This window comes from Streptomyces sp. NPDC046727, from assembly GCF_040645635.1.
In the GTDB taxonomy this organism is placed as follows: domain Bacteria; phylum Actinomycetota; class Actinomycetes; order Streptomycetales; family Streptomycetaceae; genus Streptomyces.
The window spans coordinates 100,207-114,557 of record NZ_JBEYYR010000019.1; the positions used below are offsets into that span (position 1 = coordinate 100,207).

The 14,351-nt window shown below is 72.5% G+C and carries 14 protein-coding genes; 4 read left to right on the forward strand and 10 right to left on the reverse strand.

Annotated features, from left to right (window positions below; all coding sequences use genetic code 11):
- Positions 1-82 precede the first annotated feature (82 nt).
- Entirely contained in the window at positions 83-451 is a 369-nt protein-coding gene (locus tag ABZ937_RS23720) for a GntR family transcriptional regulator (RefSeq protein WP_361694943.1), read from the reverse strand.
- Positions 452-523: 72 nt separating this feature from the next.
- Here ABZ937_RS23720 and ABZ937_RS23725 point away from each other — a divergent pair, with 72 nt between their 5' ends.
- Together ABZ937_RS23725 and ABZ937_RS23730 are read left to right on the forward strand one after the other, a co-directional pair.
- The gene (locus tag ABZ937_RS23725; RefSeq protein WP_361694945.1) at positions 524-1,453 is read left to right on the forward strand and encodes a GNAT family N-acetyltransferase; all 930 of its coding nucleotides are present in this window, start codon (positions 524-526) and stop codon (positions 1,451-1,453) included.
- Positions 1,434-1,937: a DUF402 domain-containing protein gene (locus tag ABZ937_RS23730; RefSeq protein ID WP_361694947.1), complete on the forward strand. Its 504-nt coding sequence runs from the start codon at positions 1,434-1,436 to the stop codon at positions 1,935-1,937. Before ABZ937_RS23725 ends, ABZ937_RS23730 begins: the two co-directional genes overlap by 20 nt.
- Before the next feature lie 20 nt (positions 1,938-1,957).
- On the opposite strand, the gene ABZ937_RS23735 is transcribed toward ABZ937_RS23730, so the two are convergent.
- Together ABZ937_RS23735 and ABZ937_RS23740 are read right to left on the reverse strand one after the other, a co-directional pair.
- Positions 1,958-2,578 (reverse strand): class I SAM-dependent methyltransferase, encoded by a 621-nt coding sequence (locus ABZ937_RS23735; RefSeq protein ID WP_361694949.1) that lies wholly within the window; start codon positions 2,576-2,578, stop codon positions 1,958-1,960.
- A 258-nt stretch (positions 2,579-2,836) separates the two neighbouring features.
- Positions 2,837-3,307, reverse strand: coding sequence for a GNAT family N-acetyltransferase (locus tag ABZ937_RS23740; protein WP_361694951.1), 471 nt, complete (start codon positions 3,305-3,307; stop codon positions 2,837-2,839).
- 164 nt (positions 3,308-3,471) lie between these two features.
- Between ABZ937_RS23740 and ABZ937_RS23745 the strand changes: the two genes are divergently transcribed.
- Positions 3,472-4,410 (forward strand): lytic polysaccharide monooxygenase, encoded by a 939-nt coding sequence (locus ABZ937_RS23745; RefSeq protein ID WP_361694953.1) that lies wholly within the window; start codon positions 3,472-3,474, stop codon positions 4,408-4,410.
- 51 nt (positions 4,411-4,461) lie between these two features.
- Here ABZ937_RS23745 and ABZ937_RS23750 read toward each other — a convergent pair whose 3' ends face one another.
- Together ABZ937_RS23750 and ABZ937_RS23755 are read right to left on the reverse strand one after the other, a co-directional pair.
- Positions 4,462-5,328 (reverse strand): alpha/beta fold hydrolase, encoded by an 867-nt coding sequence (locus tag ABZ937_RS23750; RefSeq protein WP_361694955.1) that lies wholly within the window; start codon positions 5,326-5,328, stop codon positions 4,462-4,464.
- 167 nt (positions 5,329-5,495) lie between these two features.
- Complete coding sequence (locus tag ABZ937_RS23755) at positions 5,496-5,942, reverse strand: MarR family transcriptional regulator (RefSeq protein WP_361694957.1); 447 nt, start codon at positions 5,940-5,942, stop codon at positions 5,496-5,498.
- A gap of 87 nt (positions 5,943-6,029) precedes the next feature.
- Between ABZ937_RS23755 and ABZ937_RS23760 the strand changes: the two genes are divergently transcribed.
- Positions 6,030-6,404: a cupin domain-containing protein gene (locus tag ABZ937_RS23760; RefSeq protein WP_361694960.1), complete on the forward strand. Its 375-nt coding sequence runs from the start codon at positions 6,030-6,032 to the stop codon at positions 6,402-6,404.
- Here the strand turns inward: ABZ937_RS23760 and ABZ937_RS23765 are convergent.
- From ABZ937_RS23765 to ABZ937_RS23785, 5 genes are all read right to left on the reverse strand, one after another.
- Positions 6,382-7,395: a hypothetical protein gene (locus ABZ937_RS23765; protein WP_361694962.1), complete on the reverse strand. Its 1,014-nt coding sequence runs from the start codon at positions 7,393-7,395 to the stop codon at positions 6,382-6,384. The genes ABZ937_RS23760 and ABZ937_RS23765 overlap by 23 nt on opposite strands.
- Complete coding sequence (locus tag ABZ937_RS23770; RefSeq protein ID WP_361694964.1) at positions 7,392-10,865, reverse strand: DNA polymerase III subunit alpha; 3,474 nt, start codon at positions 10,863-10,865, stop codon at positions 7,392-7,394. The genes ABZ937_RS23765 and ABZ937_RS23770 overlap by 4 nt, the downstream gene beginning before the upstream one ends.
- Positions 10,866-11,057: 192 nt before the next feature.
- Positions 11,058-12,140 carry a S1 family peptidase gene (locus ABZ937_RS23775; protein ID WP_361694966.1) on the reverse strand — a complete coding sequence of 361 codons (1,083 nt, stop codon included), beginning with the start codon at positions 12,138-12,140 and terminating at the stop codon, positions 11,058-11,060.
- Between the two features lie 284 nt (positions 12,141-12,424).
- Entirely contained in the window at positions 12,425-13,324 is a 900-nt protein-coding gene (locus ABZ937_RS23780) for a S1 family peptidase (protein ID WP_361694969.1), read from the reverse strand.
- A 224-nt stretch (positions 13,325-13,548) separates the two neighbouring features.
- Entirely contained in the window at positions 13,549-14,343 is a 795-nt protein-coding gene (locus tag ABZ937_RS23785; RefSeq protein WP_361694971.1) for a DUF1684 domain-containing protein, read from the reverse strand.
- Positions 14,344-14,351 lie beyond the last annotated feature (8 nt).

Below are 14,351 nucleotides of genomic sequence, written 5' to 3' on the forward strand. Positions count from 1 at the left end.
CCGCGCCCACGCAACCCGGCCGACCACGACGACGCGTTCCGGCGGTGCCCGGCTCTCCCCGTCCCGGACCCCGATGCCGCTCCTACTCCCCGTAAGCCGCCCGCAGGGCGTCCCGCACGGCGGCCGACGCCTCGTCCTCGGTGAGCCCGAGCCGCCGCACCCGCTCCACGTAGGCCTGCGCGGCCAATGACGCCTCACGCACCGCGGCCGAGCCGGCGGCGGCCACGAACGTGCCGTTGCGCCCCCGCGTCTCGATCACCCCGTCGCCCTCCAGCGCCCGGTACGCCTTGGCCACCGTGTTCACCGCGATCCCCAGGGACTCGGCCAGCCCCCGCACGGTCGGCAGCCGGTACCCCACCGGGAGCGCCCCGGACCGCGCCTGCTCGGAAATCTGCGCCCGCACCTGCTCGTACGGGGGCGCGCTGTCATCGATGCGGATCTTCAGGCTCACAGGGCCGATTGTCCCGCACCCGCCGGAAAATGAGAGGCAGCCGGGCGTCCCCGCCCCGTACGGTGCCTGATCATGACCGTCCTCGTGCGCCCTCTCCGGGCCGACGTTCCCGCGGACGCCGAAGGCTTCGCCCGTGTCCGCCGGCTCGCTCTGCCGTACATCCTGTTCACCCCCGACTCGGTCCGGCACACCGCCGCCCACATGCACCCCGACGCCCGCTTCCGGCCGCTGGTCGCGGAGGAGGACGGCGAGGTGATCGGTACGGCTCAGGTCCATCTGATCCCTGACAGCCGCGACCCGGGCCAGGGCGCCCTGAACATCTACGTCCGCCCGGACCGGACCCACCGCGGCGCCGGCCGGCTTCTGGCGGAGGCCGCCGAGGAGTACCTCACCGGTCTGGGCGCGACCAAGCTGTTCGCCTGGGCCCTGGACGAGCCGGCCAACCGGGCCTTCGCCGAGCGGCGCGGCTACCGCCTGGGCCGCTCCGCCCACTTCCTCCGGCTCGATCTCGCGCACGGCACCCTCCCGCCGCTCCTGGAGGTCCCGCCCGGCGTCGAACTGCGTACGGCCGCCGACTTCGCGGACGATCCCCGGCCGCTGTTCGAGCTGGACGCGGAGACGACGCTCGACGAACCGAGCGACGTGGACTTCGCGTTCACGGACTACGACGTCTGGCTCGCGGAGAACTGGAACCACCCGCTGCTGGACCGGGAGCTGACCGTGGCCGCCTGTGTCGACGGCCGTCCGGTTGCCTTCACCGTGGCCTACACCGACGGCGACGGCCGCTACTCCACCGCGATGACCGGCACCGCCCGCGCCCACCGCGGCCGTGGTCTGGCCAAGCTCGCCAAGATCCACTCCCTGCACCGGGCCCGGGCCGCCGGCATCACCGAGGCCTTCACGGGCAACGACACCGGTAACGCCCCCATGATCGCCGTCAACAAGTGGCTCGGGTACGAGACCTGCGCCACGGAGGTGCGCTATGTCCGCGAACTCGGCTGAGCCGGCAGACCGGCTGGAGGTCGTCCTGGTCAAGGCGGGCCGGACGAAGATCCGCTATCCGGCGGAGCTGCTCCGGGACGACGGCACCCGGATCGCCGTACGCGCCCCCTGGGCGGGCGCCGGGGTCCGCGACTTCGGATTCGTGCGCTTCGAGCCCGGTGACGTGTTCACCGAGTACTACTGGCGGGACCGGTGGTACTCGGTGAAGGAGGTCCGTGCCGCGGACGGCTCGGTCAAGGGCTGGTACTGCGACATCACCCGCCCCGCGGTCCGCACCGGCACGGATCTGGTGGTGGAGGACCTGGACCTGGACCTGTGGCGTTCCGCGGACGGGCGGGACGTGCGGCGGCTGGACGAGGACGAGTTCGCCGAGAGCGGGCTGGCGGAGACGGATCCCGAGGCCGCGTCGGCCGCGGTGGCCGCTCTCGACACGCTGGAGGCGCTGGCGGGCCGCGCCGGCGGCTTCGAGGAGCTGCTGGCCTGACCCGCCCGGGCGGCGCGGTGTCACACCGTGGCCACCACCGCGTACCGCTCGTCGTCCACCTCCTTTCCCCACAGCACGGAGTGGCCGGACAGTCGCTCCACGCGCACGTCCCGGGTCAGCGGCGCCAGGAGGGCGGCGAGCCGCTCGGCGGGTATGCCGACCGGGCTGAGCTTCCCCCAGACGCCCTCGACCAGCACGAACCGCCCCCCGGGCCGCAGCAGGTCCCGCCAGTGCCGCAGCACCCCGGCCGGGTCCGGCAGCGTCCACAGCACATGCCGTACCAGGACCACGTCGAAGCGCCGCTCCCCCACCGGCGGGGCCGCCGCGTCCCCGCACAGGATCGTCGCGGCGTGCCCGGCGAGCTTGGCCCGGGCCCGCTCGGCCATCGCCGGGGACCGGTCGACACCCGTCACCCGGTGCCCCTGCTCGACGGCGAGGAGTGACAGGCTGCCGGTGCCGCAGCCGAGGTCGAGGACGTCGGCGGGGTGCCCCGGCAGCCAGGCGCGCAGCCGGTCCGCCCAGGCCGCGCGGACCTCGGGGTCGCGCAGGCCGTGGTCCGGTTCGTCGTCGAAGGCGGCGGCCCGCGCATCCCAGTCCGCTTCCGGGGCAGCCGCAACCGTGTGTGTGCTCTTGCTCGTCATGCCCGGAGAGTGACACACACCACTGACATCTCGGCACCGATGAGGAACTCTCCCCAAAAGCGTCTACCTCCGTGACAACGCGGAACTCGGTAGGCTCTGAAGGAGGCAGCCATGCGCCGCGTGACCATGCAGAAGCCCCCGAAGAGGACGGACAGCCGGCGGCTCCGTGAGGAGGCGGACGAACGCCCGGCGGGACGCCCCGAAGTGCGCAGGGACATAGCACGAACCTGGTGGCCCGACGCCTGACGCCGGGACTCCTCAGTCCAGCCGCTTGCGGTAGTGGAGGCGGTCGTACGGACCGTCGACCCGGCGCTCCACGACCTCGTACCCGTACTTCGGGTAGATCCTCTGGTTCTCCCACATCATCGCGTTCGTGTAGAGCCTGATCTCGTCCAGGCCCAGTTCCCGCGCGCGTGCGTCGACGAAGCGCAGCAACCGCCGTCCGACGCCCGTGCCGTGGGCCGCGGGACGGACGGCGATGCTGTCCAGGAAGAGATGGTCGGCGAACGCCTCGATCACCACGAGTCCGACGACGGGTTCCCCGGTGACGAACACCTTGCCGGCGCCGACGTCCGCCCTGTGGTCCGCCTCCATGGGCTGCGGAACCACACCGATGCGCTCGATGTAGTGGCGGTAGGCCGCGTCCGTCACCGCCTTCACGGCCGGCACGTCCGCCGCGACGGCGGGCCGGACGCGTTCCTCACCCCGGTCGAGGTCCTTGTCGATCATGGCGGCACGCTAGTACCTGAGCGCAGCCTGAGCACCTCCTTAAGCGAACCATAAGGATCTCCTCCGCACGCTCCCAGCAGGCGATTTCACGGTTTCTCGGGGCTAGTTTCTGATCGCCCCCACGGGATTCACCCACGCCCGAGGACCGTTCCGAGGAGTTCCCCATGTCCGCACGCCGCAAGGCCGCCGCCGTCGCCGCCCTCGGCAGCACCGCGCTCGCGCTGTCCGCCGTCCCCGCGTCCGCGCACGGCTCGATGGGCGACCCGGTCAGCCGGGTCTCGCAGTGCTACGCGGAGGGACCGGAGAGCCCGGAGTCGGCCGCGTGCAAGGCGGCCGTGGCGGCCGGCGGCACCCAGGCGCTGTACGACTGGAACGGCATCCGGATCGGCGACGCGGCCGGCCGGCACCAGGAGCTGATCCCGGACGGCAAGCTGTGCAGCGCGAACAACGAGGAGTTCAAGGGGCTCGACCTGGCCCGCGCCGACTGGCCGGCGACGAGCGTGCGCGGCGGGTCGTACACCTTCAAGTACCGCGTGACCGCCCCGCACAAGGGCACCTTCAAGGTCTATGTCACCAAGCCCGGGTACGACCCGGCGAAGCCGCTGGCCTGGTCCGCCCTGGATCTGGAGCACCCGGTGGCGACGGCCACCGACCCGGCCCCGTCGGGCGGCTTCTACACCTTCTCCGGCACCCTGCCCGAGCGGTCCGGCCGGCAGCTGCTGTACGCGGTCTGGCAGCGCTCGGACAGCCCGGAGGCCTTCTACTCCTGCTCGGACGTGGACTTCGGCGGCGGCGACGGCGGTACGACCCCCGCGCCGAGTGCCTCCGCACCCTCGGACGAGCAGATCTCCGCCGGTGCCGACAAGTCGACGGTCGAGCACCACGGGCACGGGGACGACGACGCGAGCACCTCGGCCGAGCCCACCGCCGCCGCGGCCAACCGGCCGAAGGCGGCCGGGACTTCGGCGGACCTCGCCGAGACGGGTGCGTCCACCGGCACCTCGTACCTCGCGATCGGCGGCGCGGCGGCGCTGGCGGTGGGCTCGGCCGCGCTGTTCCTGTCGGTGCGGCGGCGCGCGGCGGGCGGCGGCCACCGCCGGTGAGGGTTCCGGGGCCTGTCCGGCGGCTCAGGCCGGACAGGCCCCGGCGGCACGTCAGCTGAAGACGGACGCGCAGGTGGTGTCGGTGGCGTGCGCCGGGTCGAGCGCGTTGGCCACCTCGTGGAAGGCGATCCGGTCGAGCAGGCCGATCGCGACGTGTTCGGACAGGTCGAGCGAGCACAGGTCCTGCAGCAGGACGTTGTGGACGTCGGAACCGCTCAGGTACTGGCTGCGCCAGGGCGTGGCCACCTCGTCGTACTTGGTGGCGATGACCGTGTAGCGCACTCCGGGGACGGTGTCGCCGCCCGCGTTGAGCTTGGTGAGGAAGGCGGAGCCGGGGATCTGGTCGGCGAGGCCGGGGGTGGTGGCCTTGACCAGGTCCTCGGCGCCGGGGAAGTACGGCAGCAGGTTGGTGAGACCGCTCAGGCTGGCGCCGTGGTTGTCGGGGGCGATGCCGACGAGGGCGTTCACCTTGCCCGCCCCGCCGAGGAACTTCAGGTAGTAGCGGGGCATCATGCCGCCCTGGGAGTGTCCGACCAGGTCGGCCTCGGCGGCTCCGGTCGCGGCGAGCACCTTGTCGACGAAGGCGGACAGCTGCTCCGCCGACTTGTCGATGGGGCCGAGGCCGTGGAAGAAGGGGACGCCGGTCAGTTGGCCGTAGTCGAGGGAGTAGACGCAGTAGCCGCGGCTCTGCAGGTAGGGGGCGAGGCCGAGCCAGTTGTCGACCGAGTTGCCCAGGGTGCCGTGGACGAGGACGACGGGGCGGGGGTGGGCGGCGGAGGGCTTGCAGGAGTAGTCGTTCCAGCCACTGGAGGGGGCGGTGTCGGCGGCAGCGGCGGTGGCGGCGGCGGGAACGGTGGCGACGGCGGCGGTGAGGAGCAGCGCGGCGAGGGGTCTGAGCACTCGTTTCCAGGGCAGCATCGGGTGATCTCCTTGCGGCTCAAGGGAGGTGGGGGCCTTACCCTGTGATCCGGATCACGAGGATGCTGTTCACTCGTCAAGTTACGGGCGAGTAGTCCAGGTGTGAAGTTACGCGGCAGTAAAAACTTCCAGTGATAACCGGAGCATCACCGGGGGTTGACGGATCGTCACCAGGCGGGCCTGATCGGACCATAGGGAGCGATCCGCGCCAAACGCTGGCCCAACACGCGCACTTCACCCTCGCCCAGCAGTTCGGCCCACCCCTCCACGACCTCGGCCGCCGCGCCCTCGGCCGCCCGGGTGCAGGCCCACCCGCGCTCGGTCAGCACGATCAGCCGGGCCCGCGCGTCCTGCGGATGCGGCCGCCGCTCGGCGTACCCCTTGCGTACGATCTCGTCCACCAACTGGCTCGCGGCCTGCTTGGTCACCCCGAGGTGCGTCGCGAGGTCGGTGACGGTGGCGCCGCCCGGAGCGAGCCGCGCGAAGGCGAAGCCGTGTGCCGGCCGCAGGTCGGTGAACCCGCGCGCCATCACCCCTTCGTGGATGCGTTGCGTGAGGTCACCGGCGACGGCGAGCACGGCGGCGGACAGGGCCATGGCTTCGGAGTTCTGCACGGAGGCATTCAAACACCCTTGACAGTTTAGTCAAGCAGCTTGACCATATAGTCAAGCCACTTGACCACTTGAACGGAGATCACCGCCATGCCCGTCATCCGCTCGTCCGAGGCCACGACTCATGAGATCCACGGCGCCCGCTTCGTCTCGTACGCCACCCCGCTCACCGGCAGCAAGGAGCTGTGCGCCTGGCGCGGGGAGATCCCGGCCGGCACCAAGGCACCCGCCCACACCGTCAGCCGCGAGGAGGTCTTCCATCTGCTCGTCGGGGAGCTGCTGATCACGCTCGACGGCCGGACCGAGCGGATATCCGCCGGCGACACGGTGATCGTCAACCCCGGTGCGACTTTCGGCGTGGAGAACCCGACCGACCACACCGCGCTCTCCTGGGTCACCACCTCCATCGGCCTGGAGGCGGAGCTGGCCGACGGCACCCGCATCACGCCGCCCTGGGCCAACTGACAGCCGAGGAGCCGCCGCCGCGCCCCAGCGCCCCCGGCATCACCGCCCTGGGCCCGAACTTCGCCCGCGCGCGGTCCGCGACCTCCTCGATACGGCGGGCCTTCTCGTCCACGGGGTCGAAGGTGAGCTGGTAGGAGGCCTGGTCGGCGGCGGTCAGGCCCTCGGCGCGCAGGACCAGCGCGCGGACCCGGGCCCGTTGCAGGCCGAGCGCCTCGTACATGCCGTAGGCCGCCTTGGCCAGGGCCGCCGAGTGCGCGGTCGGCTCCTTCAGGGTGCGGCTGCGGGTGGTCGAGGAGCGATCGGCGTAGCGCACGGTGAGGGTCAGGGTGCGGCAGACCTTCTCCACCACGCGCAGCCGGGCGCCGATCTCCTCGGCGGCCGACAGCAGCTCCCTGCGGTGCCGGCCGGGGTCCAGTTCGTCGATGCCGAAGGCCCGTTCCGTCATCAGCGAGCGCGAGACGGCGTTCGGCACGACCCGGCCGCGGTCGACGCCGCTCGCCTTCTCGCGCAGCTCACGGCCCGCCCGCGCGCCGATCAGCCGCTGGAGCGTGGAGAGCGGCGCGGCGGCGACCCGGCCCAGGGTGTCCAGGCCGTACTCGTCCAGGGTGCGGGCGGTGGCCGTACCGACGCCGGGCAGCGCGGACACGGGCCGCTCGGCGAGGAACTCCGCGATGCCGTCCGGGTCCTCGGGGACGGCACACGTCACCCCGGGCCGGGCGTCACGCAGCGCCACGCGGGCCAGCATCGGACCGGGCCCGGCGCCGATCGCGCAGTCGACGCCGTACCGCGCGAGGGCCCGCACCCGGATCACCGAGGCCAGCTCCACCGCGCTGCGCCCGAAGTACCGCTCGGCGCCACGCAGATCGGCCAGCGCCCCGTCCGGCGGCAGCGCCTCCACGACCGGGGTGAACTCCTCCAGCAACCCGAGCAGTCCCGGCAGGGCCGCCTCGTACATCGGCGGCAGCTGGAAACGTACGCAGAGAATGGTCATCCCGCACTCCCCGGACTCTGGTGCCACAACTTCCGTGTCGCCGCGGGCCCCTGTGCGGCCTCCTGGCCCGCGGGCCGCAGGTCGGCCCACGGGTGCATCGCGTATCCGGTCGGCAGATGGATCCGCCGCCCACCGGTCGGATCACCGCCCGCACCCTCGGCCACCGGCTCCGCGAGCCGCGCCGCCACCTCGTCGAGACCGCCCTCGGCGCGCAGTTCGACCAGTTCGGCGAGGTTCCAGGCGGCGGATCCCACCACGCTCAGGCTGCGCGGCCCGCGCCGCTGCACCACTCCGCGCACCAGCAGCAGCCACGAGTGGAAGACGGTGTGGGCGCACGCGTCGTGCGAGTCGTCGAAGAACGCGAGGTCGACCAGGCCCGTGCCGTCGTCCAGGGTGGAGAAGATGACCCGCTTGCCGGAGCGGATCGGCGGGGTCTGGGTGGCCGCCTTGGCGCCCGCGACCAGCACGGTCTCGCCGTGCCGGGCCTCGCGCAGCCGGCGTGCGCAGACCACGCCCAGCTCCGTGAGGAACTCCCGGTGGTCGTCCATCAGATTGCGCGAGGCGTCCATGGACAGCACGCCCAGCTCGGCGCTGAGCTTCTCCGCCGACGTCAGGTCCGGCAGGCCGGCGGGCGCGGTCTTCCTGCCTCCGGCGAGGGGGAGCTGGCCGCCGCCACCGCCCCGGGCGCCCCGGTGCAGCTCGGTCAGGTGCAGTTGCAGATCACGCCGGTTGGCGCCGAACGCGTCCAAGGCGCCGACCTGGGCGAGCCGCCCCGCCAGCGGCCTGCTGGGCCGGGCCCGCTCCCAGAAGTCCAGCAGGGAGGCGTACGGCTGCCCGTCCGCGATCCGGCCGGCCTCGGCCTTGCTGATGCCGTGCACGTCGGAGAGGGCGAGCCGCAGCCCCCACACCTCCGGCGATTCAGACACCAGTTCGATCCGGTGGGCGACCCCGGACTCGTTCACGTCCAACGGCAGGATCGGCACCCCCCGTCGCCGGGCGTCGGCCAGCAGCAGCCGCTTGGGGTACATGCCCGGATCGTGCGTGAGGAGCCCGGCGTAGAAGGCGGCCGGGTGATGGGCCTTCAGCCACGCCGACTGGTAGGTGGGCACGGCGAAGGCGACGGCGTGCGCCTTGCAGAAGCCGTACGACCCGAAGGCCGCCACGATCTCCCAGGTCCGCTGGATCGTTTCCGCGCTGTATCCCCGGACCGCCGCCCGCTGGGCGAACCACACCTTGATCCGCTCCTGCGACTCCGGGTCGGACAGCCCGCGCCGCACCCGGTCGGCCTCGCCCCGCCCGCACCCGGTCATGCGGGCGACGATGTCGATGACCTGCTCATGGAAGACGACGACGCCGTACGTCCCCGCGAGCGGCTCCTCCAGGTCCGGGTGCGGGTAGCGCACCGGTGCCCGCCCGTGCCGCGCCTCGATGAACGGCCGCACCATGTCGGCGGCGACGGGGCCGGGCCGGAACAGTGAGATGTCCACGACGAGGTCGTGAAAGGTGCTCGGCTGCAGCCGCCCCACCAGGTCCCGCTGCCCGGGCGACTCGATCTGGAAACACCCCAGCGTCTCGGTCGACCGGATCAGCCGGTACGTCTCCGGGTCCCCCGCCGGTACCGCGTCCAGGTCGATCCTCTCCCCCGTCACCCGCTCCACCTCGGCGACGGCGTGCGCCATCGCCGACTGCATCCGCACGCCCAGCACGTCCAGCTTGAGCAGCCCGAGGTCCTCCACGTCCTCCTTGTCGAACTGCGACATGGGCAGCCCCTCGCCGCTGGTCGGCACCACCGGCGTACGGGCGAGGAGCGAGGCGTCGGACAGCAGCACCCCGCACGGGTGCATGGCGACCCCGCGCGGCAGCGCGTCGAGCGCCTCGACCAGCTCCCACAGCCTGCCGTACCGCGCACCTTCCCGCTGATGCTCCCTCGCGAGCTTCTTCAGCTCGGGCAGTTCCTCCAGCGCGGCCCGCGCGTCCCGGGCCCGGATGTGCGGAAAGGACTTGGCGACCCGGTCGATCTCGGCCGGGTCCATGGACAGCGCGGCACCGACGTCCCGGATGGCGTGCCGGACCCGATAGGTCTCCGGCATGGAGACGGTCGCGACCCGTTCCTCCCCGAACCGGCCGATGATCGCCCGGTAGACCTCCAGCCGCCGGGCGGACTCCACGTCGATGTCGATGTCCGGCAGCACGACGCGCTCCTTGGACAGGAAGCGTTCCATCAGCAGCCCGTGCTCGACGGGATCGGCGTGCGCGATCCCGAGCAGGTGGTTGACGAGCGACCCGGCGCCGGAGCCACGTGCGGCCACCCGGATCCCCATCTCCCGTACGTCGTCGACGACCTGGGCGACCGTCAGGAAGTAGGAGGCGAAGCCGTGGTGGGCGATGATGTCCAGCTCGTGGTGCATCCGCTCCCAGTACGCGCGCCGGCCGCCGTACCCGAGCCGCAGCATGCCGGCGGCCGTCCGCGAGGCGAGCGCCCGCTGGGCGGTGCGCCGGCCGGCGCCGACCAGGTGCGCCTCGGGAAAGTGAACGGTCCCGAGGCCGAGATCGCCCTCGGGGTCGACCCGGCACTCGGCGGCGGTCGCCCGGGTCTGCTCCAGCAGCCGATGGGCGGTGTCCCGCCGGTACCCGGCGGCCTCCACGACCCGCTCGGCGACATCCAGCATGGCCTGCGCGTCCTTCAGCCAGGCTTCGCCGGAGTCCAGCTCGCCCCGGGGATCGATCGGCACCAGCCGCCGCGCGGCGTCCAGCACGTCGGCGACCGGCCCCTGACCGGGATCGGCGTAGCGGACGGCGTTGCTGAGCACCGGCCGCACCCCCTGCTCGGCGGCGAACCCGACGGTGCGGGCCGCGAGCCGCAGGGAGCCGGCCCCCGTACCCGTGCGGCCGTGCCAGACGGCCTCCAGCCGCAGCGCGTCGCCATAGACCTCGCGCCACGGGGCGAGCAGCGCCGCCGCCCGGTCGGGACGCCCGGCGGCCAGTGCCCGCCCCACGTCCGACCCGGGCCCGAGCAGCACCACCAGCCCCTCGCCCTGCTGGGCGGTCCAGGGAAGCAGCGGGGTCGCCCCGTCCGCGTGCGCGGCCGAGACGAGCCGGCACAGATCGCCCCACCCGCGAGCGCCGTCCCGGGCGAGGAAGGTCACCCGGGGAGCCGACTCGTCCGTGAAGGCGCCACCGCGCACCGGGGTACGCCGCCTCTCCCCCTCCCGGCTCCGCTCGCGCGGGGGAACGCCCGTCCGCCGTGCGCCCTCCCCCGCAACCGCCAGATTCACCCCGAACACCGGACGGACGCCCGCCCCGGCACACGCCTTGGCGAAGCGCACCGCCCCGGCGAGGGTGTCGCGATCGGTCAGGGCGAGGGTGTCCATGCCCCGCTCCGAGGCACGCTCGGCCAGCCGCTCCGGATGGGACGCCCCGTACCTCAGGGAGAACCCGGAGACGGTGTGCAGATGCGCGAAGCCCGGCACACACACCTCCCGCACTCGTCGGTCCCGAACGACTCTCGAACATCAGTTCCCTACCTCACCCCCCACCATACCCCCATTCTCGAACGCATGTACGACATCCGTTCGACCGCCTCCCACCTGCGCAAACGCCCCGCCGCACAGCACGGAGCCCCGCCCCGGACAGGGCCGGGACGGGGCTGCGGAGGACGGGGGTCAGCCGATCCGGGACCCCGTGGCGGACAGGGCCTCGGTGACCGGCTGGAAGAAGGTCTCCCCGCCGGAGGTGCAGTCGCCGCTGCCGCCGGAGGTCAGGCCGATGGCGTCGCTGCCGGAGAACAGCGAGCCGCCACTGTCCCCGGGCTCGGCGCACACGTCGGTCTGGATCAGACCGCTGACCGTGCCCTCGGAGTAGTTGACGGTGGCGTTCAGCCCGGTGACCGTGCCGGAGTGCACCTGGGTGGTCGACCCGCTGCGGGTGACCTTCATGCCCACGGTGGCCTCGGCGGCACCGGTGATCTTCTGGGTGGAGCCGTTGTAGAGGTCGACCTCGCTCGGGTGGTCGACCTCGGCCGTGTACTTCACCAGCCCGTAGTCGTTGCCCGGGAAGCTGGACTGCTCGTTCGTGCCGATGGCCTTGCCGGAGGAGTCCGACCAGTCGGAGATGGCCTCGGTGCAGTGCCCGGCGGTCAGGAAGTACGGCTGCCCGCCCTTGACCACGTTGAAGCCGAGCGAGCAGCGCCCGCCGGAGCCGGTGATGGCGTCGCCGCCGGCGAGGAAGGGCTTGAACTCCCCGTGCGAGCGCTTGAGTTCGGCCGTGCCGCCGAGCCCGTCGACCACCTTGCTCAGCTTGGTCCACTCGGCGCCGGACACCGTACGGTCGGCGGTGACGACGACCTTGTTGCTGACCGGGTCGGTCGCCCAGGACGTGCCTGGAATGGTCGCGTCCGCCTTCAGCGCCGCCCGTGTCTCGCCGAGTTCGGCGAGCGAATTGGCGACGATTCTCGCCTTGGCGCCGGCCTCCTCGACGGTGTGCGCCGCGGCCCGGTCGAGCACGTTGACGACGAGGTTCTTCGCCCGGGCGTCGTAGTAGCTGCCCGCCGCGTCGGCACCCAGGCCGGCGTTCAGGCTGGAGGCGAGCTTTCCGGCCGCCGGAGCGGACAGAACCCGCAGCTGGGGAGCGGACTTCGCGGGCTCGCTGGCATTCGCGTTCTGCAAGGTGACACCCGCTGCGACCAGTGCGGCGATGCCCGCGCCGGCCAGGGCGGCCCGCCGCCCGGGTATGCGTCGGTGCTTCAACTCACGTCCTCCTGTGGGGGGTCGGCCGGTCGGGTTGTGGGGACCTGACGGGCCGGAAGGCTGGTTGACGGTCGCCCACTCTTCCGAACCCCGCAGGTGACACACAAGACCGACTTCCGGACGCGCGGGGAGCGGACTTACCCGTCCCTTCCGCTCTGCAAACTACGCACAAGTAACCACACCCACCCGTCAGCCCTGGCCGAAAGTCGCCCACGGAATACGCACGAAGAAGCCCCCGCACGTCATCCGCGTGCGGGGGCTCGGCCGTGCCGACTCGTCACCTGTCAGGGCAGGGTGACTCCGTAGTAGTTCAGCGCCTCGGTCACCGGCTGGAAGAAGGTCGTACCGCCGGAGCTGCAGTTGCCGCTGCCGCCGGAGGTCAGGCCGTAGGCCACGGTGCCCGCGTAGAGCGGACCGCCGCTGTCGCCGCCCTCGGCGCAGACCGTGGTCTGGATCAGGCCGGACACGACGTCACCGCCGCCGTAGTTGACGGTGGCGTTGAGCGCGGTGACCCGGCCGCTGTGCGTGCCGGTGGTGGAGCCGCGCCGGTAGACGGTCGTACCCACGGAGGGGGTTGCCGCGCTGCTGATGGTCTGGCTGCCCACCGCGCTCGGGTGCGCGACGGAGGAGTTGGTGTACCGCACCAGCGCGAAGTCGTTGCCCGGGAAGCTGTAGCCGACGTTGGTGCCGAGCAGCGTGGTCTTGCTGGAGTTGCTGTACCAGGTGGAGGCGACCTCGCCGCAGTGACCCGCGGTCAGGAAGTAGTACGTGCTGCCGCTGTGCACGTTGAAGCCGAGCGAGCAGCGGTAGGAGCCGCCGTAGATGGCGTCGCCGCCGGTGATCAGCTTGCTGAACCTGCCGGGGGTGTGCTTGATGGTGAGCGCGCCCGCGTTGGCGCCGGCCTGCTTCTTGATCGTGGCGATCTCGGCCTTGGACACCGTGCTGTCGACGGTGAGCAGGACACGGTTGCTCTTGCTGTCCACCGCCCAGGCCGTACCGGGGATGTCGGCCTTGAGGACGGAGTCGCTCGCCTTGGTGAGCTGGGTGGCGCTGAACGTGTCGGTGTCGCTGGCGTTCGCGGTGGGGGCGGCGAACGCGGCTGCGGCCAGGAGACCGGTGGCCACGGCGATCAGCCGGGTCCGTCTCGCGGTGCCGCCGCGCAGTGTGGTGCGCTTGATCCTCACGTTTCGTTCCCTCCATGGGGAGTCGGGGGCCCGCGTGGGGTCGGGGCCCGTGAGGCGCAGCCAGGAGCCGACCGGATTCGAATACGCATGCCCCTGACAAGCGCTGGGGGGAGTATTCGGCCGAACGGCCGGTCGGCACAAGGGTGCCTTTCGGCCGTCGGCCCAGAACCACCCGAAGGAAGCAGCGCCGCCCGGCGCATCCCACCCCAACGGCTCAGCCGGGCTCAGTTCGAGTCATGTCGGGTCAGCCGGCGCTCCCCCGCCTCGATCGGCACGTCCAGCGTGTTGCCGGGGGCCGGGAAGGGGCAGATGAAGTGGTCGGCGAAGGCGCACGGCGGGAGCTGGGCGCGGTTGAAGTCGACGGTCGTGCGCCCCTCGGCGTCCGGCGCCTCCGGGTGGAGGAAGCGGAACCGGAAGCTCGTGTCACCGCTGGTGGCGTCGGCGAAGACCGCCCACAGCCGGTCCCCCTGCCGCGCGACCTTCAGCGTCCGCTCCCGACCCGCGAGGGAGAAGGCGAGTTCGCCGACGAGGGCGAAGCCGCGCTCGCGGCCGTCCGCGTTGCCGAGCCGTACGGTGCGCGTCGCCTCGTACGGCGTGAACCGCCCCGGCACCGACCAGCGGGGGTCGTAGGGGTCGGCGTCGATGCCCTTGAAGGCGCGCCGGGCGGCGGACGCGGGGTCGTACACCCGCACTCCCCAGACGCCCTCGCGCACCAGGACGACCAGCCGTTTCGCGCCCAGCGCGACCTGCGCCCCGGCCTCCGGGCCGCTGTCGGCGGCCAGCCTGGCCGTACCCGAGAAGGGCCGGCCGGCCACGGTCAGGCCGTCGGCCCCGGTGGCGGTGAGCACCACTGCGTCCCCGTCCGTCGCCCAGGTCCCGGGGATGTCCGGAAGTCGCCCGTCCGGATAGTCCTCGATCCAGTGCGTCGCGGTCAGCGCGAGCGGCCCGTACGGCGCCGCGACCGTCTCCTCGCGCGTCGCGTGCCACTGCTTCCAGGCGTCGGATGCGTCCGTCGTCATGCCGGGGG